We start from the raw sequence: 24,341 nt of genomic DNA on the forward strand, positions 1-24,341 counted from the left end.
AAAATCCGTATTATGGCAAAATTTCAGATCGATATACTCGGATGCGGATCGGCCACTCCCTCGGTGCGCCACAATCCTTCGGGACAGATAATCAACTTCCGCGACAGGCTTATGATGGTTGACTGCGGCGAAGGCTCTCAACTGGCCATGAGGCGGATGGGCATAGGCTTCAACCGCCTGGAGCACATCTTCATCAGCCATCTTCACGGCGACCATTGCCTTGGACTACCGGGACTGCTGTCGACCATGGCTCTTCACGACAAGGGAGGCCGGATACGCCTGACGCTTCCGCAGGAAGGGCTCGACCGGATGCGCGACATCATCAGTTTCTTCTGCCCGGATTCACCCTTTGAGATCGAATATCAAGGCGTAGGAAACGAGCCCTGCATCGTGGCCGATGACCATGCCATGACCGTAGAGGCCTTTCAGCTCAAGCACCGCGTGCCGTGTCTGGGCTATATATTCAGGGAAAATCCCAAACCACGGCATCTGCGCGGCGACATGATCAAGTTTTTCGGCATTCCGATAGCCGACCTCCACGCCGTCAAACAGGGAGCCGACTGGACAGCGCCAGACGGACGTGTGATAGCCAACGAGCGTCTGACTACAGATCCCGAGCCGTCGGTCAGCTACGCTTACTGTTCGGACACGATGTTCTCGCCGGCAGTGGCCGAAGCCGTAAAGGGGGTCGACGTGATATATCACGAAGCCACCTACGACGACTCGCTTGCCGAACAGGCTCGCCGCCGCGGACACTCCACCGCCCGTGAAGCCGGCAAAATAGCACGCATGGCTGGAGCCAAACGCCTGATCATAGGGCATTATTCCAACCGATACACATCCACGGAACTGCTGCTGCGCCAGGCGCGCGAAGAGTTTGAAAACGTCACCGCAGCCGACGAAGGGATGAAAATAGATCTGTTATGAACAATACAACGGCAATCAACGACGACGAGCGCTATATGCGCATGGCTCTTGACGAAGCGCACCGCGCTCTCGAAGAGGACGAAGTGCCTATAGGCGCAGTGGTGATATGCAAAGGCACTGTAGTAGGGCGCGGCCATAATCTGACGGAGGCACTCTCGGATGTCACCGCCCACGCCGAGATGCAGGCCATAACCGCTGCCGCCCAGACTTTAGGCGGCAAATACCTGACCGACTGCACCCTATACGTCACAGTCGAACCGTGTGTGATGTGCGCCGGAGCGATCGGATGGAGTCAGCTGCCCAGGATCGTCTACGGCGCTTCCGATCCGAAGCGCGGCTACAGCCGGCTTGGCGGCAATCCTTTCCATCCCAAAGCCACTGTCAAGGCGGGAGTGCTCGCCGACGAGTGCAGCGCGCTCATGAAGGAGTTCTTTGCCGGAAAACGCTAATTCAGGCGCCGGCAGGCTGCACGATGACCGTCTGATCGGCTGTGACCTCAAGGCGTGTAGGCAGGCTCACCTGCAACGGCAGATTATGGTCGACATGCCCCACCGGCACACCGAACGCCACCGGATAGGAATAATCGGCCACCATAGAGCTGATCATCGCCTCCATGGATCGTCCGTCGACCTCCGGAGCGTAGTCGGTGAACGCACCCACAATAAGCCCTTTGATGCGCGACAGCGCTCCGCTCAGACGCAACTGGTAGAGTATGCGCTCCGTCTTGTAGACCGGCTCGGCGATGTCCTCAATGAAGAGGATAGTGTCGGGCAGAATGGTGTCAAACGGTGTCGCCACCAGATCGGCTATCACAGCGAGATTTCCGCCGACAAGCGGCGCCACGGCCGTGCCCTGACGGTTGAGCGGAGATGGTGGAATAGAATAGAGCTGCGGCTCGCCGGCCAGTATTTCAAACAACGCCTGCGCATCGTCGTCGCGCCCCTTCAGCGTGGTCAGATGCTTGGCCATGGGTGCATGGATTGAAACTATGCCGTGGCGGTGCATCAGAGCGTGAAGCGCGCTGATATCGCTGTAGCCTATGATCCACTTGGGATTTTCGCGCAGCGGAAGCCGGTCAAGATCCTCAAGCAGATGAACCGCGCCGTAACCGCCGCGCGAGCAAAGGATAGCCTTCACCGACGAATCGAGCAGCGCCTGCCGCAGATCGTCGAAACGCTCCTGAGGTGTGCCGCTGTAGGTGCGCCACCGGCCGAGAGCGTGCGGCGTGACAAACGGACGGTATCCGGCATCCTGCAACACCTGCATGGCCTTGTAGACAAACTCCGGCTTGATGATTCCGGCCGGCGAGAGTATGGCTATACGGTCGCCCGGACGCAGAGGTTCAGGCACTATCAGAGGGCGGTCACTTTCCATAATATTCTCCATAATCAGCTTACCAAAACGTTGATACCGGCCTCACGTATGTGCGAGGCGATGCGTTCAAGCTCATCGCGCTCCACTTTTACGAGCGCCTGTTCGGGCGTGCGGCGGTCAATGGAATACAGCATCACCTCCCTCGGACGTATCGTGCGATAGGCCTCGACAAGCGCCTCGATCTCGTTGTCGACGGTATTGTCGACCGTGCGGCCTTCGTGGCTTCCGCGCAGTATCATGGTCTGGACGATGCACTGCGGAGCGAACGACGCTATCTGACCGATGACCTGCTCCGAGGTGAAATCGGGCGATCCCGGACGGTCTATGAGCCTCATGGTTTCAGTTACGGCACTGTCAAGTTTAAGAATATTGTTGTCGACACGCCTGAGCGCCCTGTCCACCCCCGGATCGGCAAGGCGCGTGGCATTGCTCAGCACACTGATCTTCACTTCAGGGAAATAACGATCGCGGAGAGCTATGGTATCGTCGATCACGCCCTCGAATTCGGGATGTATGGTCGGCTCGCCATTGCCCGAAAAAGTTATGACATCGAGTTTTTCGCCGGCAGCTTTCATGGCACTCAGGCGTGCTTCGAGCTGCGCGGCCACGTCGGCTCTCGCAGGCAATCCGCTACGGCCAGGTCCCTGGGCGTTGAATCCGGCCTCGCAGTAAAGACAGTCGAACGTGCATGTCTTGCCGTCGACAGGCGACAGATTCACTCCAAGCGACGTTCCGAGACGCCGACTGTGAATCGGTCCGAATATAGTTTCATGAAACAATACCGTCTGCATTGCTGTGTCTTGTTTTCAATTGATTATTTTACAGCTACAAGCTGATTGAACAGTTCGATATACGACCGGGCTACGGACGTGGAAGAGAAACGCCTTCGGACGCTCTCGTGTAGCGCCTGGCGGTCGACATTCTGATCCAGCGCCCACAGAATACCCTTGGCGAGGTCGCGCGTGTCGGCATATCGGGCAATATATCCGTCGGAGAGATGTGTGACAATATCGGCCTGTCCGCCTCGACCGAATGTGACCGGCAGACATCCTGATGCCTGTCCCTCGATAAGCGTGCCCGGAAGAGTTTCGTAGAGAGAGCTGCTGAGCACCACTTTAGAGCGAGCGTAGAGATCGCGCAGCAGGTTAGGATCATTGATGCGTCCGACATGAAAGTGCGGAAACCGGAGATTATGAAGAGCGGCCGACGATCGCAGGTCGCCGAAAAACACTGCAACGGTGCGCTGCGCCACTTTGGGATGATTGTCGAAGATATAATTGAGTGCGTCGACAGCCATAGGAAGTCCCTTGATATGGTCGTCGAGGCGCGCCGCACCCATGAGTATTATGTCATGATCGAGATCGCCCTGCAGCACCGTCAGTTCGCCACGCGGCCGGATGACAAACGAATCGACAGGAAAAGCGTTTGGAATCACCCTTACATCACGCTTCGCCAGCAGCGAGCTTTCGGCACAGCGGTCGGCCAGCCATCGGCTCACGGCCACGAATGTCAGTGGGACAGCATCGTAAAGTTTCATTTTCCGTTCCCACACATGGCGCGACAGATCGTTGTCGCGGCGGCTGTGAAGCAGCGGACACCGGCCGCACGACTCCGTGTAGCGGGTACAGCCGAGCGAATGGTGACAGATTCCTGTCAGACACCACATGTCGTGCATGACCCAGACCACAGGCTTGCCAAGACGCCCGAGAGCTTCTATATCGTCAAGCGAGAGAAGCCCCTGATTGATCCATCCAAGAAGTATGACGTCGGCTTCCCTGATCCATGGGTCGCGGCTCAGGTTGAATCCGGTGTCGGCAGTCGATACCTTGAACAGATCATCGCGGCGGAATCCGTTTGCGGCCATGATGCGCACGCGCTCCCATGCGAAGCGCACTCCGCGCGTTCCCGCAGTTCCAACCTGCCTGACCGAAGCATCGTCGGTCAGCCGGTTGTAGACCGACATACGCGCGTCGACCCCCTCGGCCTTCAGCGCTTTCATAAGCCGGTAGGTGACCACCGATGCGCCTCCGAGCATGTCGCTGTGGCTGATCATCGCTACTTTCAATGGCCGTGACCCGGCGGGCAAAGACTCGTGGTATGTCATTTTTTATGAGCGGATTTATGGTCGGATTCGTCAAGTATCTTACGGTCGACATGCACAATGCTTATGGCTGGCAACTGCAGACGCGCGCAGAGATATTCCCTGAACTTCTGCTCCGTGGGCTGATTCATCGGCGATGAGAAACGCACCAGAGCCACATTGACAGTGTCAAGTCTCATCGAGTCGACCGAACTGAACACCGGCTCGGCAATGGCTATATCCTCCACCTGCGGGAATAGCACCTTGAGTTCGGGCGAAATCAGACGCCCTGCACTACGCGCCGATCCGGCCTCTCTGACGAGCATCCGCAGCGAATCGATCTGTTGCTGCTGGGAGCTTATGGTGGCCTGTGTGATCTTGAAAATGTCGGATGCAGCCGCAGTCGCATCGGGAGCGGCCACGGCGTCGCCCTGCACGATCATTAGCCTTGTGCCGCCCAGGCCGTAGTAGCTCAGTCGTGAACTCAAAGCCATATTGAGCGAGTCCTCAGGAAGAACTTTGCCGATCAGGGCGATCTTGATATATCGCTCACCATTGCTGACGTAGGCATCCGAACTCAACACTTGAGTGGAAGGAAACCGGCACTCCTCTGTCACAAAACGCTGGGAATTGACCTGAAACTTATTCTGTCTGAACATATTGTAGGTGAGCCATATACTCGGAAGCATGGTAAGGATGGCCAGCGTGTAGACTATTCTCATCACCCGATGGGCACGATCGGCATCGACCGTGGCCACGGGCTTGTATTTGAAAAGCTTCACTCCGATATAGGTGGCAAACGCAATGTATATGGAGTTGATTATGAACAGATAGCTCGCTCCAAGAAAATAATGGAACTGCAGAGTGGCCAGTCCGTAACCGGCAGTGCAAAGCGGTGGCATAAGCGCCGTGGCGATGGCCACACCAGGGATGACATTGCCTTTGGACCGGCTTCCGAGTCCGATGATGCCCGCTCCGCCACCGAAAAATCCGATCAATACATCGTAGATGGTGGGTGAAGTGCGTGCGAGAAGCTCACTGTGCCCCTCGTTGACAGGCGAAATCATGAAATAGATGGTAGAGGCGAGCACGGAGAAGCCGGCCGCCATCACGAGATTTCGAAGACATCGCTTTATAAGCTCGAAATCGTGCACTCCTATGCCCAGTCCGATGCCGATGATCGGTCCCATAAGAGGGGATATGAGCATGGCTCCGATAATGACGGCTGTGGAATTGGTGTTGAGTCCGAGCGAAGCGATCAGTATCGCCACGATGAGTATCAGTATATTGGTACCTCGAAAAGTGACACCCTCGCGTATCACAGCCTCCGCTTCGGCCTGCGGCACCAGATCTGACAGTGTGAAATAGCTGACAAAGAACTGACTGATTCTGTTTACAAAATTATTGTTCATGAAATCAAAACACTAAGACCCTGTCGGGAAATCTTCATTACAATCGTTTTCAAAATCCACATGTGTGGGTTTTGATTAATTCCGCGTTAAAGTTACTACATTTTTTTATTGCGCACCAATATGCCAGACAAATCAATCAAAAAAGAGCTCAATCCGCCGCATCATCGGATCAGCCATCAAATGCCGATCGGGCGGAACAATCACTGTCCCGCCCGATCGAAGGCTTACGTTATATTTTTGTGTAGAGTAAAGAAATCACATAATCTTTCTTACCTGATTAACCGATGCAAAATTAGACAATAACACACAATACGGAAATACCACAAAACAATGATTTTTTCAACGTGTCCACGGTATCGGGGGCACTCCACAGGCTTTTTAAGGACAAAACAGACACACAAGCCTACCTGAAATCAAGTAGCAGACGCCATAATCTCTACCCTACATCAACAACTCATACCATGGAGGAAAGGGGAGGAAGACGTCAAATCAATCGGAGTTTTCGGAAGAATCAGAACTCCAGAAGTAATCGGGGATAGCAGACCCGGGAATCGCACCTCATCCGACAGGGAATAGATGACATGCCGCGGGAGAAGAGGGTGAGTTGGTGGAGAGGGGATAATGCAGGATAATGCGGAAATGGGGTTTTATGGAAAATTATGAAACAGGATGACGGATAATACAAAGCTAACCATTATCTTTGCATACCAACTGAAATGGTAACATGACAGATGCAGGCTGAAGCGAAGCCGGCAGAGAGAGGCCTGGGAGCAAGCTGACAGCCAGAGATCCCGCATGATAAAAACAACAGTATAACCATCTTAAAAATTCTGATTACACGTGAACCTTAAAACTATTATCACGGCAGCCGTCCTTGCAACAATGGGTGGCGCCACGGTAGCAGCGTCGAGCGTCGAGGGGGAAACCCCGCAGCAACAGGCCAAGCGCATGGACTGGTTTTCGAAAGCGAAACTCGGTATTTTTATCCACTGGGGGCCGTACTCGACCGGACGCACATCCGAGAGCTGGGCTTTCCACAACGGCCACGTCACGCTTGAGGATTACATGAAACAGGCCGATGAATTCACCGCCGCCAATTATGATCCCGAATACTGGGCGCAGCTGATCAAGGATAGCGGCGCACGCTACACCGTCATCACGACGAAGCATCACGACGGCTTCGCTCTCTGGGACACAAAAGCGGGCGATGTGAGCGCCGTGAAATCGTCGCCGGCACGCCGCGATGTTCTCGGCCCGTTTGCCGATGCGGTGCGCAAGCAGGGGCTCAAGCTCGGATTCTACTACTCACTCATCGACTGGCCGCGTGAGGACTATACCGACATATACCGCGCCGGACCAAAAAAATATGAGATCAAGGATGACCCGAAACGGTGGCAGCATTTCCTTGATTTCAACGACGCGCAGATGAAGGAACTGGCTACGAAATGGAATCCGGATCTGTGGTGGTTTGACGGCGACTGGGAACACTCGGCCGAAGAGTGGAAATCGCCGCAGATCGTGGCCAAGCTCCACTCCTACAATCCCGACGTGATAGTAAACTCGCGCATTCAGGGCTACGGCGACTATATGACACCCGAGCTGGGAGTGCCTGTGGGACGTCCGGAGTCGAAATGGTGGGAAACCTGCATGACCATAAATGACTCATGGGGCTACCGCACGGAGGATCACAACTACAAGAGCAGCTCAACGCTGCTGAGAATGCTCGTGGACTGCATAAGCCTCGGAGGCAATCTTCTGCTCGACATCGGCCCGAAAGCCGACGGCACGATCCCCGAAGAGGAGGTGAAGGTGCTCAAGGATCTCGGCCGCTGGACAAAAAAGCATGCCGAGGCCATCTACGACACCCGCGCAGGCATTCCGGCCGGACATGTACACGCCTATACATCGCTCAACCAGGCTGGCGACATACTCTATCTCTATCTGCCCTACCGCCCGAATGAATCGGTGGAGGTGAAGGGTCTGAAGAGCCGCGTGAAGAAGGTGAGAGTGGTAGGCACGGACAAGGAACTGTCGTGGAACCAGTATAACGACATTTCATGGAGCCAGGTGCCGGGCGTTTACTACATAAATGTTCCCGACGAAGTGCTCGACCCCGAGATAACTGTTCTGGCTCTTGAACTTGAAGAGCCGGTGAAGCTATACACCGGCGAGGGTCAGGTGATGACGTTCAATGACAATGAGGCTGCTCCGGTGTCGACAGCCAATGAAGCCGAATAACCGTCAGAAGCCGTAGGGCTTCATCAGACGATAACAGACCGACAGCGTAGCCGGGTATAAGCCCAAGCTACGCTGTCGGTGTCTTTTGCATACGATCGCGAGTGATCGGTCGGGAGAGGCTATGTGTGCTGCAGTCGGTTTCGTGCGGTCAGATACCGGTTGCAGATTATTCCGCCCACAATAAGTATCAGCCCGATGTAGGTAGACGGCATTATCGTTTCGCCTACAAAGAGAGCCACGAAAAAGAGCGACAGAAATGGCGCGAGGTAGCAGAGCTGATTGACGAGCGCGGGGTTGTCGGTGGTGCGCAGTGCTATGCCGAAGCATATAAACGGCAGTCCCATCTCGAATATGCCTATGTAGCATCCGGCAAGGAGGCCGTCGGATGCTATCGGTCCGAGCGGACGGAGCAACGACATGGCAGCGAGATAGATCGTTCCGAAAAAGAATGTCAGGAAGAGTGAGGTCGTTTCGCTGACGGACGATTTGAGACTGTCGTTGACAATCCAGTAGAGCGCCCACAGCAATGCGGATGCAAATGCAAGAGCAATCCCCGTGAGTGATATTGCTCCATCCACACCTCCGCCGAGAGATATAAGCGCTACTCCTGCAAGCGATACGGCCATCGCGGCATATCCTGACGCTGACACCGGCCGACGGTCGATCACCGCAATAAGCACAGAGAGGATGATAGGCCACGTGTAATTGATCGGCTGAGCAATCTGTGCGGGAAGATGATCATAGGCCTCAAAAAGCACGAAATAATAGCTCACAGGGGCTATCAGACCAAGCAGAGCGAACTTCAGCCACATCTTTGCGGAGAGACGGCTCAATTCGCCCCACGAACGGCTGAGCGTCATCCACACGGCGTGAACCACGAAAGCAGAGAAAACCGACACCGATATCATCTCCCGCACTCCCATGGAGGCAAGTGCGATCTTGAAAGCAGTGGCCACCGTCGACCAGCTCAACACTGTGACGGCGGCCAATACTATGGCACGTGATGATGCTTTCATTGCATATCCAGAGTAAGCGGTCAGCGGAGTGCTTCAACCTCCTCGGTGGTCAGCGGTATCTTCTTGCCGAGCCGACGCGATCCGGTAGCTGTGATTAGATAGTCCTCCTCGTTGCGGATTCCTCCGAAACCGCGCCATTTTTCGAGCTCGCCGTAATTGATAAACTCCTTGAAGCGTCCTTCGCCCTTCCACAGATCGATCAGTTCGGGTATGAAGTAGACTCCCGGCTCAATAGTGAGGACGAATCCCTCCTCAAGCTCGCGTCCGAGACGCAGCGACTTGCGTCCGAACTGAGTGCTTTTTGGCTTGCCTCCGTAGCCGACGAATTCTTCACCGAGATTCTCCATATCATGGACATCAAGCCCCATCATGTGGCCGAGTCCACACTGGAAGAACATCGCGTGGGCACCTGCGGCAACAGCTTCGGCAGGATCTCCATTAAGTATGCCGAGGTCACGCATTCCGGCGCATATCACTTCGGAAGCGCGTTCGTAGACTTTGACAAAAGGCACTCCCGGACGAAGCATCTCCACCGCTGCCAGATGAGATGCCACCTGAATGTCATATACGGCCTTCTGACGCGATGTGAAGATCTTTCCGGCACATACGGTAGAAGACATATCGCCCGCATAGCCCGACGGACGTTCGGCTCCGGCATCGATAAGCACCATATCTCCCTCGTTGATGCGATTGCCGTGGTAATGGTTGTGGAGTGTCTGGCCGTTGATGGTGCAGATTGTGGGGAACGACAGGCTGCAATTGGCTGATGCCGCCACCTGCTCTATGATTGCCGCCACTTCATATTCGTACATTCCCGGGCGGATGGCCTTTGTGGCGGCTATATGCATGTCGGACGTGACATCGCAGGCCTTCTCAATCTCGGCTATTTCTTCGGGCTGCTTGTGATTGCGCATATCGACTACGGCACGGATGAATTCGGCCGAAGGCTTTTCCTCTCCCGGCATGATGCCGAGCAGACGCCAGAGCTTAAGCCGGTGTTCGGCACGGTAGACCGGCAGATACCGGACCTGAAGAGAGCGGTCGAGCCAGCTTCTGAGATCGGCCGACGGACGCACATTGTCGACTCCGACGAGATGTGCTTTTTCGTGGAGAGTGGGCTGAGTTCCCATCCACACGATATGGTCGATGGTAAGTTCGTCGCCGAATATGATTTCCTGATCGTTGTCGATATCGATCACTGCCGCAAGGCCGTCGTAGGGCAATCCGAAATAGTAGAGAAACGTGGAGTCCTGACGGAATGGATATGTGTTGTCGGCATAATTGCATCCACACTCATCATTGCCGAGAAACAGCAGTGTGCCTGAACCTACACGCTTCTTCAGTTCGGCGCGACGTCTTACATAGATATCTTTCTCAAACATAACACTTTAAGTTTTATGTAAATTATTAGTTACTTATATTCAGCTGTTTATGTTGACATTTTCATAATTTTCCCCATCAGCATCACCTTCAGGATGAAAGGCATTGTAGACTATAGAAGCTTTCGACGGGCCTATGACCGATGCAAGATCGTCGAGATCGGCTTCGCGCACACGCTTGAGGCTTTTGAAATGCGTCAGCAGAGCCTGACGTGTCTTCTCGCCTATGCCCTTTATCGAATCGAGAGCCGACACTGTCTGCGAACGGCTGCGACGGTTGCGGTGATGGGTTATGCCAAAGCGGTGGGCCTCGTCGCGCAGATGCTGCACGACCCTGAGCGATTCAGAATTTTTGTCGATATAAAGCGGCACGCTGTCGCCTGGAAAATAGATTTCCTCAAGACGCTTGGCGATGCCTACGACAGCGATGGTGCCACGCAGTCCCATCTCGTCGAGAGCCTCAACGGCCGAACTGAGCTGCCCCTTGCCGCCGTCGACGACGATCAGCTGCGGCAGCCCCTGCCCCTCGTTGACAAGACGTGTGTAGCGACGTGTGAGCACCTCCTTCATGGAAGCGAAATCGTCGGGTCCTTCCACGGTCTTGATGTTAAAGTGACGATAGTCTTTTTTGGACGGTTTGCCGTCACGGAACACCACGCACGACGCTACAGGATTTGTGCCCTGTATGTTGGAATTATCGAAACACTCGATATGCCTTGGAAGTTCCGACAGACGGAAATCGGCTTTCATGCGTTCGAGCAGCCGGTCGGTGCGCTGCTCCGGATCGTTGCGCTCCATGTGTTTCAGCATATCGATCTTGTGTTGTCGCGCATTGCGTTCCGACACCTCAAGAATCTTGCTCTTGTCGCCTCTCTGCGGCACGATGAATGTCACTCCCGGCATATCCACGTCGGGCATTTCGGGCACTATTACCTCATCATAGACAGCTCCAAGCTCACGCTCCACCTCGGCCATGGCATAGGATAGCAGCTGAGCCACGGTTTCGTCCATCGAGCGGCGATACTGAAGGGTTACGCTACGAACCACGGCTCCGCGATGCATGTGCATATAATTGACAAACACCTCGTCGCCGCCATCGTCCCACACTCCGAACACGTCGACATCACCGATCGTCTGGCTGACGATGACACTCTTGGCGCAGTAACGCTCCACCAGCTGATACCGCTCCTTGACAGTCTGTGCCTCCTCGAAGCGCAATTGCAATGAAAGCTCCTCCATCTCCTTCCTGAGATGATCGAGCAGCTCCGACATGTCGCCGCGCAATATATCCTTGACACGCTCTATATGTCGCCGGTAGGCGACTTCATCGACATGTCCCGTGCAGGGTCCGCAGCAGCGCTTGATATGATAGTCGAGGCATAGCCGGTATTTGCCCGAGGCGACCCCTTCGGGAGTAATTACTCCCCTGCATGACCGCAACGGATAAAGCTCCCGTATGAGATCAAGCACCGCTCTTGCAGATCCGGTGTCGGTGTAGGGTCCGTAGTATTTCGATCCGTCCCTGATGCGCTGACGCGTCATGAACACCCGTGGAAAAAACTCGTTGGTGACTACAATCCATGGGTATGATTTGTCGTCCTTAAGGAGCACGTTGTAGCGCGGCTTGTACTCCTTGATCATGGAGTTTTCGAGATTGAGCGCATCCTGTTCGGTGGGCACAACGATATATTTCATATCGGCGATAGCTCTGACGAGGAGATTGGTGCGGAGCGAATCGTGAGTGCGGTTGAAATATGACGACACCCGCCTTTTGAGGTTTTTGGCCTTGCCTATATATATGACCGTACCCTCGGCGTCGTAGTACATATATACGCCGGGGGTAGACGGCAGGATGGATATTTTCTCCTCCAGTTCGTGTGATTTTCTATGCTTTGGCAAAAAGAGTGCGGTTTATGTGTGTGGCTTATGATGTATATGGCCTGTGAAAGGATCAGTATGTGATCAGCGCCGTGGTTTCAGCTTCGGCCGGAAGTTTGGCTCTTCCTCCGAGATCGGACAGTTCCACAATAGCATTGATATAGATTTTCCGGGGATTAAAGCGTCTTACGAGTTCGTAGACAGCTGCCATCGTGCCGCCGGTAGCCAGCACATCGTCGTGGATCACGACAACGTCATCGGGCGTGATCGCATCGCTGTGTATCTCGATGGTGTCTTTGCCATACTCCTTATCATAGGATGTCGATATGACTTCGCTGGGCAGTTTACCCGGCTTGCGTGCGGGCACGAATCCGGCTCCAAGCTCGAAGGCAAGGATCGAACCGCAGATGAACCCTCTCGACTCGATACCGACCACTTTAGTAACTCCCTTGTCGCGATATATCTGCGAAAGATTCCATCCGAGGATATGTATGGCCTTCGGATCCTTGAAAGCGGTGGTGAGGTCACGGAATATGACTCCCTTCTGGGGGAAGTCGATTACATCACGGATTTTGGTCTTAACGTATTCCATATAAGTATTTGATAATAATTGACTAACTAACGTTCCACGTGAAACAATCATCTACCGAGCAAGAGCAGAAGTATATTGATGTCGCTCGGCGAAACGCCGGGTATTCTCGACGCCTGTCCGACGGTAGAAGGATCTATTCGCTTTAGTTTCTGACGCGCCTCTGTCGACAATGAACTTACGGCATCATAGTCGATGCGTCCCTGAAGCTTCACCTCGTCAAGCCTTCGGAGCTTCTCGGCAATCTGTCGCTCGCGGTCGATATATCCTCCGTATTTGAGCAATATTTCAGCAGCTTCAACTATCTCATCACGACGCTCAGCCTCTATATGCCCTTCAATATAATCGGCAAGCGCAGGCAATACTCCCGCGAGAACAGCCACCGTCAGACGCGGCCGAAGAATAAGGTCGACAAGCTTCACTCCCTGACGGAGCGGAGTGTCGCCAAGCTCTTCGAGCAATGCATTCACCTCGGAAGGCCTGACACTGAACGACGAAACAAAACCAATGAAGGCATCGCGCTGCCCGCGCTTTGACTCCATCAGCCCGTAACGTTCGGGACTGACAAGTCCTATCTCATATCCGCGCGGTGTAAGCCGCATATCGGCATCGTCCTGGCGGAGTAATATGCGGTATTCGGCTCTCGAGGTGAACATACGGTAAGGCTCGTCCACTCCTTTTGTCACCAGATCGTCGATCAGCACTCCTATATATGCCTCATCGCGGGCAAGGGTAAAATCCGAGAGCCCGTGAGCCTTGCGGTGAGCGTTGATACCGGCTATCAGACCCTGCCCTGCCGCCTCCTCATATCCGGTAGTGCCGTTGACCTGCCCGGCGAGGAATAGTGAATCAATGACACGGCTTTCGAGCGTATGACTAAGCTGAGTCGGATCGAAGAAATCGTATTCGATTGCATAACCCGGACGATATATCTGTACGTCGGCAAAAGCGGGAATTGTCTTCAGTGCCTCCAACTGAATATCCATGGGCAAAGATGAAGAGAAGCCGTTGAGATAGTATTCATTGCCATCCTCCGACTCCGGCTCTATGAAAAGCTGATGCTCTGTTTTGTCCGCAAAGGTGACGATTTTCGTCTCGATACTCGGGCAGTAACGCGGTCCGATGCTCTTGATCTGACCATTATATAGCGGCGAATCCGGCAATCCGCGGCGCAGTATATCGTGGGTAGCAGCGTTGGTATATACCAGATGACATGGAAGCTGCCTGAGGCAACGACGCGACGAAGGCAGGTATGAAAAACGATGCAGATCATCATCATCGCCGTCCTGCCTGACGGTCTTCGACCAGTCGACGCTACGTCCGTCGATACGCACAGGAGTGCCAGTCTTCATGCGATCGGTGCGTATTCCGGCCTCGCGCAATTGCTCTGTCAACCCGATGGATGCCGGCTCGGATATACGTCCGCCCTCAAACTGACAACGACCGATATGCATCAGTCCGTTGAGAAACGTTCCGGCCGTGATCACGACAGTGCGAGCTGAAAAACGCGCTCCGTGGAGAGTCTCTACACCTCTGACAGCACCATTCTCGATGATCAGACGTGATACGCTGTCGCTCCATAGATATAGACCGGGAGTGGACTCAAGCACTTTACGCCAAGCGGCAGAGAACTTCATGCGATCGGACTGCACACGCGGACTCCACATCGCAGGACCTTTGGAACGGTTGAGCATACGGAATTGCAGCGCAGTAGCGTCGGAAATAATGCCCATATGTCCGCCAAGAGCATCTATTTCCCTGACAATCTGCCCCTTTGCTATGCCACCCACAGCCGGATTGCAGCTCATCTGCGCCATCTTGTCCATATCCATGGTAATCAACAGCGTCGACGATCCGAGGCGCGCCGAAGCAGAGGCAGCCTCACATCCTGCATGACCGGCACCTACCACTATAACATCATACTCAGAGATCATAGTCCAATCATTTCAAGTGACTCGTCCTCGTATCGCTCCATTATCTCGCGTTCGCCGGGACCCTTGTCGTCGATTCCACAGAGATGTAGAATACCATGTATTATCACACGCATCAGCTCGCGCCGGTAAGGTTGCACGAACTGATCGGCATTGGATCTTACCGTATCAAGCGATATGACTATATCGCCAGATATGATATGGCTGTCGGAATAATCGAACGTGATGATGTCGGTATAGTAATCATGATCGAGAAACTGTCGGTTGACCTCCAGAATCTTTTCGTCGGTGCAGAAAAGATAGCCGATCTGCCCTACTCCCCTGCCCTGCCTTGACGCCACATCGGCTATCCACTTTTCGACAGCGGCAAAATCAAGCTCAGGCATGTCTATGCCCTGGCTGTTCCATGAAATCTGTTTCATAACTATCACAAAAGTAGTCAAAAACAGAAAAAATAGCAATATCCCAAAGTAATCAATTTTTCCGGCTAAAAAAATAAACAAGAAAAAAGAATAATAATACCTTACAAATCAGTATTTTGATTAAATTTTAACGAATTTAGAATCAAAAAATCAGGCTAACAAAGAGAATCATACGGAAATTTACGACTCTCAAAACCGTAAAAATACGACCAGCACAATCCTCGCGCTAAAAAAGTGTCGTCAACACGACTCGAGCTGACCGCCGTCCGTTCTTCCAACACGCGACAGACGACGCTGCAAAACCAGAGCAGCGACGACAACCATAACTCCGGTGATGATCCATGTGATGGGATATATCATCATCAGCACCTCGAAAGTGTGGTGGAAACGCACTACACTGCCAACCCACACCAGACGCAACACACACGTGCCGAATATCGTCAGCACCATCGGAGTCACCGACCGGCCGAAACCACGCATATATGATCCGGCCACCTCATAGCTGCTTGCCAGACACTGATACACCAGTACAGTGTGGAATCGCATCATGGCATATCGCGCAACATTCGGATCGGACGTGAAAACTCCTATACAGAATTTCTCCTGCCAGACTATAATAATATTTGCGAGAGCACACAGCCCGACGCTCATCATCATGCAGATCACCCCCACCCTGCGGCAACGGTCGAGGCGACCCGCACCGTAGTTCTGCCCTGTAAACGCAATGGCGGCCGCATTGAAGCCAACCACTATATAATAGCAGTAGGCTTCGTAGGTCAGAGCTGTGGCAGAACCGGCCACTGCATCAGATCCAAAACTGTTGATTGACGATTGAATGAATATATTCGAAATCGAAAACACCATTCCCTGAAGTCCGGCGGGTATGCCTATCTGAAGCATCTTACGGAAATCGGCCGACGAAAAATCGTGGCGACGCAGGCTAAGACGCAGCGTCACAGGATCAGGCTCACGCATCAGAAAGAATACTATTATCATGGCATTGACCGCAACGGATATCACAGTGGCCCATGCCACTCCATCGACCCCCATCCCCAAAAGAGCAACAAACACCCAGTCGAGCACCATGTTGCACATTGTAGCCACGAGAAGCGAATAAAACGGCAGCCGAGTGTCGCCTATCGAACGCATTATGGCCGACCCGAAATTGTAGATCATCGAAAACGGCATGCCGTAGAAATATATTCGGAGATACCGGGTGGCAAGATCTATGACATCGGGTGGCGTGGATATGGCTTCAAGTATCGGACGCGCCAATAAAGAACCAAGCACGAGAAGAATAGCTCCCGACAGAAGCGCAACAACGGCCACAGTCGACACCGAACGTCGTACGGCCTGATTGTGTTTCTGCCCAAGATAATTGGCAATGACAACATTGGCACCGACGGCAATGCCTAAAAAAAGATTGACAAGAATGCTGATGATCGGGCCATTGCTACCCACAGCAGCAATGGCCTGGCTGGTTGAATAGCGGCCTATGACGGCGACATCGACAGCATTGAACGACTGCTGGAGAATGCCGCTCGCTATGATCGGCAGAGTGAACACCATTATTTTTCCGGCCAAAGGTCCGTTGATCATATCGACCTTTCCGGCATTCTTTACATTTACCGACATCCCTGATACGATTTTCCGATGCAAAAATACAACATTATTCAATAGGAAGATTGTTATAAAACAGGATATGGACAATACAAAACAAAACACAAACAGCACAACGTCAGTATCAGCGATGGGTCGACAGCTGTCGGCACACCCGCGCTACTACACGTTTCTGGTAGGATATCTGGTGTGTCTGAGCGCTCTCGGCTCGTTTGTCAACGACATGTACTCCCCTGCTCTGCCGGCAATGGTGAAATTCTTCCACTGCTCTGTTCCCACAGGACAGATGGGTCTTACGATGGGAATGACAGGGCTTGGACTCGGACAGATTATACTTGGCCCGGTGAGCGATCACTATGGCCGGCGTCCGGTGCTCATGGTGTCACTGTCGCTTTTCATAGTGTCGGCTATAGTGAGTGTATTCTCTCCGACTATACACACATTCAATCTTTGCCGACTTTTTCAAGGAATGGGAGCATCGGGCGGATACTTTCTGGCCCGCACCATACCTGCCGATGTATATTCCGGGCGGCCTCTGGCCAGACTCATGGCTCTTATCGGAGCCATCAACGGCATAGCGCCGGCATCGGCTCCGGTGATAGGCGGAGTGACAGCCGACCAATGGGGTTGGAAGGGAGTATTTGTGGTTCTCGCCGTTTTCGCCGCCATCATTCTCGCACTGTCGCCTGGACTGAAAGAATCGCTCGCCGAGTCAAAGCGATCCTCTGGATCCATACTCCGGTCATTCGGAGGCTACCGTCATCTTTTAGGCAACTACCGGTTCATGGTTCATGTATGTTTCAAAGGCGCAGCTCTGGGACTGTTGTTCGCCTATATATCGTCGGCGCCGTTCATATTGCAGACCCACTATGGCCTGTCGCAGACATCCTATGGTTTCGTTATAGGTTTCAACTCGCTGTTTGTAGTGAGCGGATCAATGCTTGCCCTTCGGTTTCACCCTCTGAAAAAAGCAGCCGTCACCGGAGCCGGATTGCTCGCCGCAGGTGTAGCTGCTCAAGCCATTGCTCTATGGCACGTTCACAGCCTTTGGCTTTTCGAAGCATGCATGTGTGTGAGTCTGCTCGGCCTCGGCCTCATATTCTCTACCACAAACACACTTGCCATGAACGAAGGGAGGCAACATGCCGGAGAGGCATCGGCAGTGCTGGGAGTAGCGGGTTATGCAGTAGGCGCGGTGGTGTCGCCTCTTGTAGGCATGGGCGATATACTTCACTCCACAGCAATAGTTTTTGTTGCTCTTACCGTGATTACAGGCGTATTCGCACTGCTCACACGCCACATAGCCCCTGACCTAGACACATAATACGCTGAGCCTACACAATGTTTAACTACTTCGGTAATTTTTACCGAATCATTGTATAAAATAGGCAATTACAGATATCACCTTCATTTAGAATTATATCACCTTTTTGATATTTCTTAGGCTGAATAATATCTGCAAAAAGGCAAATATTCTCCAACTTAAGTTTGCGATTAGGGCATGTTTCAGCTATAATCTGTTTTGCAATGTCAAATTGAATACTCATAGGCTAAAGTTATTTATATCCAACATTTTGTTTTAATTTTGGGTTCAAGTCTATACTTTTTTGTGGAATAGGAAAAACTGTGGTATACCCATTTTTCTCATCAGCCAGTTGGACTCGCTGATCGTATGATTTATGATAAACTCCAAAACGCACCATATCCTGTCGTCGCCAGCCTTCCCATACTAACTCCAACAAACGCTCTTTCAATATGTTCTCAAGCGTAGCTTCTCGATATGGCATACCAACACGACCTCGGACTTCGTTCAACTCCAACGAGCCATCCTCACCATTACGTACCTTTGCCTCGGACTTCATCAGGAGAGCATCGGCATAGCGGAATAGCACGATGTCGTTATCCGGTTGTCTACCGTCGGAATGTGAGGTCCTATCAACCTCATATTTTGCCATACGAGCACCAGCTGTCTTGACATAGGAGCTTCCCGTAAGATTCAACTTTAGCTCCAATGGGAAATACTCCAACTGCTGTCCATTGTCCATCATTACAGGCTTTCCATCAACCTCTACGATGCCGGCATAGAAGTTCTTTTCAAAGCGAGCATCTACATCATCTGTGCCGTATCCGTTGGCTAAGACTGTTGAAATATTGGCACTGGTACCATTTTCCGATGAGCCACCCAACGCACCGCCATGGTTGTAGTGTCGTGATCGGAAGAGATACCAGAACTGCGCAGCATATAGGTTCTTATCCAACGGAATGGTGAATATGTTTTCGTTGGAGTTCTCGTTATGCACAGAGAAATTATAGCTATAATCGTCCTCCAACCGATAACCTACCTCGGCAAGTTTATCGCAATATTTGATACAGGTCTGCCAAGCGTTGAGTTTCTCACCATCGACGGTGAAAAATATCTCTTTACCGTTCCGTGGAACGCCATCAGTCCAATTATCATCACAATATATCTCGGCATTAAGAGCCAACTTAGCCAAAAGGAAATTAGCTACAGGTGTTGTTATACGACCATAGTAGTTACCCATCTTATTACTACGCTCATTTGGCAACAACTCGGCAACCTCCTGCAACTCATTCACGATAAAACGGAAAACCTCGCTACGCTCGCTCTGCACAACTTCATCCTGCGGTTGTTCATAGGATGTTACGATGGGCACTCTGCCATACATATCCATAATGTAGTAATAGAAAAGTGCTCTCAGAGCTCGCACCTCAGCTTCGTAGGCCACTCTCTGCTCCTCAGATAGGTTATGTCTATACTTATCGATGATATGCAGAGATTTGTTCGATAACACAACAACCTTGTAGAGGTATTTCCAAGTATTGTAGAGTGGTAAATCATTAGGACTCCACTTATGCTGATACATATTCGTCCACAAACCTCCATCGTACCAGTCGCCACCACGAATAGGTATCATGGCTTCGTCTGTGGTAAGTGTGTTATAGTCATAAATTCCACGACAGGTTCCCTGTAAACCCTCACTGTCTGCACTGCCACCAATGTAATTGTAGAGCACAGCCACTGCATTAATATATATGTTGTTGGCATTGTTGTAAATGTCTTCTTCATAAAGTTGATCTCTAGGATCTTCAGTAAGACAAGAGGTCATCATCGTTGCCAAAGCAACCATCAATATGTTTATATATCTTTTCATAACTGTAAGCGGTTAGAATTGAATACTAAGACCTAACGAATAGGTACGATATAAAGGATAGGTGCGTTTGTCGTCAATGCCCAAAGTGTTGCTTACTACATAACTGTTTATCATTGGAGTAAGACCGCTATAGCCTGTGATTGTTGCAAGGTTGCTAATGCCTGCCGAAAGACGCAATGACTTCACAGCCTTGGATTTCATTGGAATATTGTAGCCTATGGTAATATGTTCAATATTTACATAGTCACCCTTTTCCAACCAATAGTCTGAGACATTCTGGTCAATAATATTTTTTTCAGGAGCACCCTTCAATACATTGTAGTCAGGGAATATCGACATATTGGTATAAGCCAAGCCCGTGCCATTGAATATCTTATGACCGAAAGCACCATTTATCTGCATGGCAATATCAAAGGACTTGTAACGGAAACTGATGTTTGATCCAATAGTTACCTTGGGGGTTGCTTGACCTGCTATATACCTGTCTCCGCCATCGCTAAAATCAATCTCGCCATCATCATTCAAATCTTCAATATCGTAACTGTAGCCACCAAGTTTATTTTCTTTAATCCCTTTGCAGTGAGGCAGATAGAATACCCCAAATGGCTGACCTACAATCTGATATACTACATTATTGTCACCACCGTTCTGGCCTGCGCCATAAAGCGAGCCAATCGGAGTAATATCTGAAGCTGTCATATGCATACCATTATACTCTCCACTAAGCGAAAGTAACTTATTCTTCTGGCAGGACATATTGAAGTTGATATTCATCTCCATATCCTTCCGTTGAATGGGAACTACCGAGATTCCGAGTTCGACACCCTGGTTAGACATCGAGCCGATATTTGCCATCAGCTTATCGAACGCAAAGGTCGGAACGGGAACATCATACTCATAGAGCATATCCGTTGTCTTTGAGTAATAGAATTCCGAGGTAAGCATCAACCGATTATTCCATAGACCTAAGTCAAAACCGATATTAAATGTTGAACGAGTCTCCCACTTAAGGTCCGGATTCGTGTTGCGTATACTTCCCATGGTTACGGTAGGTGCACCGTTGATGGATACGATACCATTCTCCTTTACGGTATTAAGTGTTGTATAGGATGTAATACCTCCAAGATTTCCTGACCGACCATATCCGGTTCTTAGTTTCAACATTGTTATAAAATCAGTATCAGAGAGGAAGCCTTCCTTTTTTACATCCCAACTCAGTGATACTGATGGAAAGAATCCGAAAGTATTGTTATCGCTTACCATTGAAGAGCCATCTCCACGGAGTGCTGCCGCAATATAATATCTATCCTTGTAACTATATGTGACACTACCCATTATTGAAGCAAGTGACGGGTCTTCATAGCTACTGCTCGTACCACCGAAAGGACGCGATGATGTTGCTCCGATGTTATTATAGGAGAAATCATTTGTTGTTATTCCTTTTGCCTGCACCCATAAACCAGTCCTTACCTGTTTAAGATATTCTGCGCCAACAACAGCATCAAGGTGTGAGTCTCCCCAAGCTTTGTTATATGAGAGGGACACATTTGTAAAGTAGTCTTCACCCTTGAACTCTCCACGATAAACATTGCCTTGCGCCCACACCCATGTAGGACAAAATTGAGCATTTCCCGTAGATGAATATGAATAAGAGCCGAAAGCCGACAATATCAGATTGTCAAGGATATTAAATTTCAGCCCCAAATGTGTATTGAAATTCCGTTCTTCGGAGTCATTTTTCTCATAGAGGAGTGCTCCGGGGTGGTTTATGTGTGAAGCAGCCGAATTCTTCACCCAGTTGCCATTAACATCAGTTCCTGCTGGATATGTAGGATTCTGTGCAGCTGCCGAGTAAAACAGCATTCGTGTATCGAAAACGTCGTGTATCTTTGACGAGTAGCCATATACACCAAAATCGCCAACTAAGCGACCATTGAAAGCCTTTTGTGTAGCATCAAGTTTTACCACTATATTTCGGTAATCGTTAACTTTTACAATTAGATTATGATCCATAAAACCGAACGATGCTCGATAGTTTGAGTTTTCCGAACCACCGCTAAAAGCCAAGTGATGCTGATGTATAAAGCCCGAACGAGTAATTACATCGTGAAAATTGGTGTTGCAGCCACCATTATTGTAATCTAATCCAAATGCCTCTGCTGTAGCTATATACTCCGGGCCGTTTAGCATTTGCAGATGTTTATACATTGACTCGAATCCGTAGTTGCCATCATATGATATTTCGAAACCGCGCCCCGTTCCTTTCTTGGTCTTAATCTCAATTACACCTGAAGCACCACGGGAACCGTACATTGCCGTTTCGGTAGCATTCTTCAAAATAGTGAAACTCTCGATGTCTGCGGGATATATGGTAGATAGCGTAGCGATGTCAGATGTCACTCCGTCAATAATTACTAACGGGTCATTGCCACCCATAATGGATGTGGTACCACGCACACGGATACTATTCAGCATAGCGAGTCGGTCAGTCCCATTAGTGGTGACGTTCACACCGGCAGACTGACCACTCAATACATCCAAAGCACTATTCAATGGTCCCTTCTTGATATTCTCGGGCCTGATATGCTCTAATGATTTAGTCACCAAAATGGTATCTTGTTTCTCTCTGATATTCTGTACTTGTGCATCAATTTTTTGAACACTACAGATGAAGAACATTATGACAAGACAAAGACTGATTCTTCCCATCTTGATTCGTTAAATCTCTGTAGATTCCCCAGACCAGACAGTTTATAAATCTAATCTACAACAACCGTAGAATATTAGGAATCTGTACTATTGTATTCTGTCGTCATTCCAAGCCAGTCTTATGCCAGATTAGTCGAACACGCTAACGATGTTTCTATAATACACTAAAAGTGCCACACCATTACTTTCTTCGTCTATAAAGCAGGCGTCTAAGCAGGCTCTGAAAAACAAGACAAAAACATCGTAAACTTCTACATAATATGTTGTAGGCTTATTACTCTTAATATTTAAGCAATGCAAAAATAACTATAAATTTACACATAAGAAAATTAAGGAAACCAGGGCAACCGCATCAAAATTTGGCTTTAAGCAGCATATCGCCAAATAGTCGTTGGAAAGGCTCGCTTTGAACGGCTCTCGCTTTTTTCAAAGCGGTCAATGTCGAAGTTGTCTATCAGGACTTCGGGGAGGATGGATCTGAGTAGTTGGTCTGGTTTCATTTTGCAAAGATAACACTATGCTCCGACATCCCCTTCCGCCCACCGGAAAAATCCGCTGACCCCCGACACGCACGCAGGCTTCATTTCAAAAAGGCATAAAAAAAGAATGAGTAACGTGAGCCTAAGCTCAACAATTACTCATTCTCCTCTCTCCTCTGCGGTGCGGACGGGACTCGAACCCGCGACCCCTAGCGTGACAGGCTAGTATTCTAACCAACTGAACTACCGCACCGGAAACCCGGTTCTGGGGTGAGAGCTTTACAGCGCGTTACCGCTGTTTTGCGAGTGCAAAGTTAATACGAGTTTTTGATTCCTCCAAATATTTCGTCAAAAAAAATCACTTTTTCGCGTTTTTTTTCGATTTTCTGACTTTTTCGGGGTGTTCTTAGCCTAAAAACAGGCAAACACGAAGGGATTGAAACTATGTCGGAACACCTCGTCACACGCTCATCGCAGGCAGGTAAGAATTTGATCATAAGGCGCAGGTTTTGTAACTTTGCAACCATATATTATTATAATGGAACAAAGCATTACCGACGCCATCTGCGTCTACGGAGCATCAAGCAGCCGTATCGACCCCATATATAAGGATGCAGCCCGCCAGACAGGACAACTCATCGCCATGTCCGGATGTCCGCTCGTGTGTGGCGGCGGCCGTGGAGGCCTGATGGCGCAGGCCATAGAAGGCGCCAACTCAAAAGGGGGCATTACAATAGGTGTGCTGCCACAGTTCATGATCGACCGTCAATGGCAACATCCCGACCTGGGACGTATGATAGCCACACCCGACATGCACCGCCGCAAACAGACCATGGCCTCGATGAGCCGCGCCGTCATAGCCCTACCCGGAGGAATTGGCACTCTTGAGGAACTCCTTGAGATAATCACCTGGCGTCAGCTCGGACTCTACAACGGCAACATAACAATTCTCAATACCGCCGGCTACTATGACCCGCTTATAGCGATGCTTGAGCGCACGATAGATCAACACTTCATGCGTCAGGGAAGCCATAATCTCTGGCATCTGGCATCAACTCCCGAAGAGGCCGTAGAGAAAAGCCTCGGTTGATCATACGCAATTAAAATCCCTTCA

Annotated in this window: 18 protein-coding genes and 1 tRNA gene; 5 read left to right on the forward strand and 14 right to left on the reverse strand. The window is 50.8% G+C overall.

Annotated elements, in window-relative coordinates:
• The first annotated feature begins 12 nt into the window (after positions 1–12).
• Both NF347_RS12015 and NF347_RS12020 read left to right on the forward strand, forming a co-directional pair.
• Positions 13–927 carry a ribonuclease Z gene (locus NF347_RS12015; RefSeq protein WP_107035358.1) on the forward strand — a complete coding sequence of 305 codons (915 nt, stop codon included), beginning with the start codon at positions 13–15 and terminating at the stop codon, positions 925–927.
• On the forward strand, positions 924–1,376 hold the full coding sequence (locus NF347_RS12020; protein ID WP_107035359.1) for a nucleoside deaminase: 453 nt from the start codon (positions 924–926) through the stop codon (positions 1,374–1,376). Before NF347_RS12015 ends, NF347_RS12020 begins: the two co-directional genes overlap by 4 nt.
• A 1-nt stretch (position 1,377) precedes the next feature.
• Here the strand turns inward: NF347_RS12020 and NF347_RS12025 are convergent, their stop codons facing one another.
• Genes NF347_RS12025 through NF347_RS12040 form a run of 4 tightly spaced genes read right to left on the reverse strand, consistent with a single transcriptional unit; the run spans position 1,378 to position 5,793 of the window.
• Positions 1,378–2,301 (reverse strand): S66 peptidase family protein, encoded by a 924-nt coding sequence (locus tag NF347_RS12025; protein WP_161553776.1) that lies wholly within the window; start codon positions 2,299–2,301, stop codon positions 1,378–1,380.
• Between the two features lie 14 nt (positions 2,302–2,315).
• Complete coding sequence (locus NF347_RS12030; protein ID WP_107035361.1) at positions 2,316–3,092, reverse strand: radical SAM protein; 777 nt, start codon at positions 3,090–3,092, stop codon at positions 2,316–2,318.
• A gap of 23 nt (positions 3,093–3,115) precedes the next feature.
• Entirely contained in the window at positions 3,116–4,405 is a 1,290-nt protein-coding gene (locus NF347_RS12035; RefSeq protein ID WP_107035362.1) for a glycosyltransferase, read from the reverse strand.
• Positions 4,402–5,793: a DUF389 domain-containing protein gene (locus tag NF347_RS12040; protein ID WP_107035363.1), complete on the reverse strand. Its 1,392-nt coding sequence runs from the start codon at positions 5,791–5,793 to the stop codon at positions 4,402–4,404. The genes NF347_RS12035 and NF347_RS12040 overlap by 4 nt, the downstream gene beginning before the upstream one ends.
• Positions 5,794–6,675: 882 nt before the next feature.
• Between NF347_RS12040 and NF347_RS12045 the strand changes: the two genes are divergently transcribed.
• On the forward strand, positions 6,676–8,031 hold the full coding sequence (locus NF347_RS12045) for an alpha-L-fucosidase (protein ID WP_107035364.1): 1,356 nt from the start codon (positions 6,676–6,678) through the stop codon (positions 8,029–8,031).
• A gap of 119 nt (positions 8,032–8,150) precedes the next feature.
• Here the strand turns inward: NF347_RS12045 and NF347_RS12050 are convergent, their stop codons facing one another.
• The 7 genes from NF347_RS12050 to NF347_RS12080 form a co-directional block, all read right to left on the reverse strand.
• A complete protein-coding gene (locus NF347_RS12050) occupies positions 8,151–9,047 on the reverse strand; it encodes a DMT family transporter (protein WP_306254271.1) in 897 nt (298 codons plus the stop codon).
• Positions 9,048–9,067: 20 nt separating this feature from the next.
• Complete coding sequence (locus tag NF347_RS12055; protein ID WP_107035366.1) at positions 9,068–10,429, reverse strand: aminopeptidase P family protein; 1,362 nt, start codon at positions 10,427–10,429, stop codon at positions 9,068–9,070.
• Between the two features lie 39 nt (positions 10,430–10,468).
• A complete protein-coding gene (gene uvrC, locus NF347_RS12060; RefSeq protein ID WP_107035367.1) occupies positions 10,469–12,325 on the reverse strand; it encodes an excinuclease ABC subunit UvrC in 1,857 nt (618 codons plus the stop codon).
• A gap of 52 nt (positions 12,326–12,377) precedes the next feature.
• Positions 12,378–12,947 carry an adenine phosphoribosyltransferase gene (locus NF347_RS12065; RefSeq protein WP_370585858.1) on the reverse strand — a complete coding sequence of 190 codons (570 nt, stop codon included), beginning with the start codon at positions 12,945–12,947 and terminating at the stop codon, positions 12,378–12,380.
• Positions 12,944–14,827, reverse strand: coding sequence for a tRNA uridine-5-carboxymethylaminomethyl(34) synthesis enzyme MnmG (gene mnmG / locus NF347_RS12070; RefSeq protein WP_107035369.1), 1,884 nt, complete (start codon positions 14,825–14,827; stop codon positions 12,944–12,946). Before mnmG ends, NF347_RS12065 begins: the two co-directional genes overlap by 4 nt.
• Complete coding sequence (gene ybeY / locus NF347_RS12075) at positions 14,824–15,246, reverse strand: rRNA maturation RNase YbeY (protein WP_107035370.1); 423 nt, start codon at positions 15,244–15,246, stop codon at positions 14,824–14,826. The genes mnmG and ybeY overlap by 4 nt, the downstream gene beginning before the upstream one ends.
• 240 nt (positions 15,247–15,486) lie before the next feature.
• Positions 15,487–16,881 (reverse strand): MATE family efflux transporter, encoded by a 1,395-nt coding sequence (locus NF347_RS12080; protein ID WP_107035371.1) that lies wholly within the window; start codon positions 16,879–16,881, stop codon positions 15,487–15,489.
• Between the two features lie 115 nt (positions 16,882–16,996).
• On the opposite strand from NF347_RS12080, the gene NF347_RS12085 reads away from it, so the two are divergent.
• Positions 16,997–18,190 carry a multidrug effflux MFS transporter gene (locus NF347_RS12085; protein WP_161553775.1) on the forward strand — a complete coding sequence of 398 codons (1,194 nt, stop codon included), beginning with the start codon at positions 16,997–16,999 and terminating at the stop codon, positions 18,188–18,190.
• 232 nt (positions 18,191–18,422) lie between these two features.
• Here NF347_RS12085 and NF347_RS12090 read toward each other — a convergent pair whose 3' ends face one another.
• The 3 genes from NF347_RS12090 to NF347_RS12100 all read right to left on the reverse strand — a co-directional run bounded on the left by NF347_RS12090 (position 18,423) and on the right by NF347_RS12100 (position 23,480).
• Entirely contained in the window at positions 18,423–20,039 is a 1,617-nt protein-coding gene (locus NF347_RS12090; protein WP_161953388.1) for a RagB/SusD family nutrient uptake outer membrane protein, read from the reverse strand.
• Positions 20,040–20,051: 12 nt separating this feature from the next.
• Positions 20,052–22,748, reverse strand: a complete 2,697-nt coding sequence (locus NF347_RS12095) for a SusC/RagA family TonB-linked outer membrane protein (RefSeq protein WP_107035373.1) — start codon at positions 22,746–22,748, stop codon at positions 20,052–20,054.
• Between the two features lie 658 nt (positions 22,749–23,406).
• Positions 23,407–23,480 (reverse strand) — tRNA-Asp (locus tag NF347_RS12100).
• Positions 23,481–23,765: 285 nt separating this feature from the next.
• Between NF347_RS12100 and NF347_RS12105 the strand changes: the two genes are divergently transcribed.
• Positions 23,766–24,317, forward strand: a complete 552-nt coding sequence (locus NF347_RS12105) for an LOG family protein (RefSeq protein ID WP_107035374.1) — start codon at positions 23,766–23,768, stop codon at positions 24,315–24,317.
• Positions 24,318–24,341 lie beyond the last annotated feature (24 nt).

Origin of the sequence: Paramuribaculum intestinale, from assembly GCF_030759015.1 — a bacterium.
In the GTDB taxonomy this organism is placed as follows: Bacteria; Bacteroidota; Bacteroidia; order Bacteroidales; family Muribaculaceae; genus Paramuribaculum; species Paramuribaculum intestinale.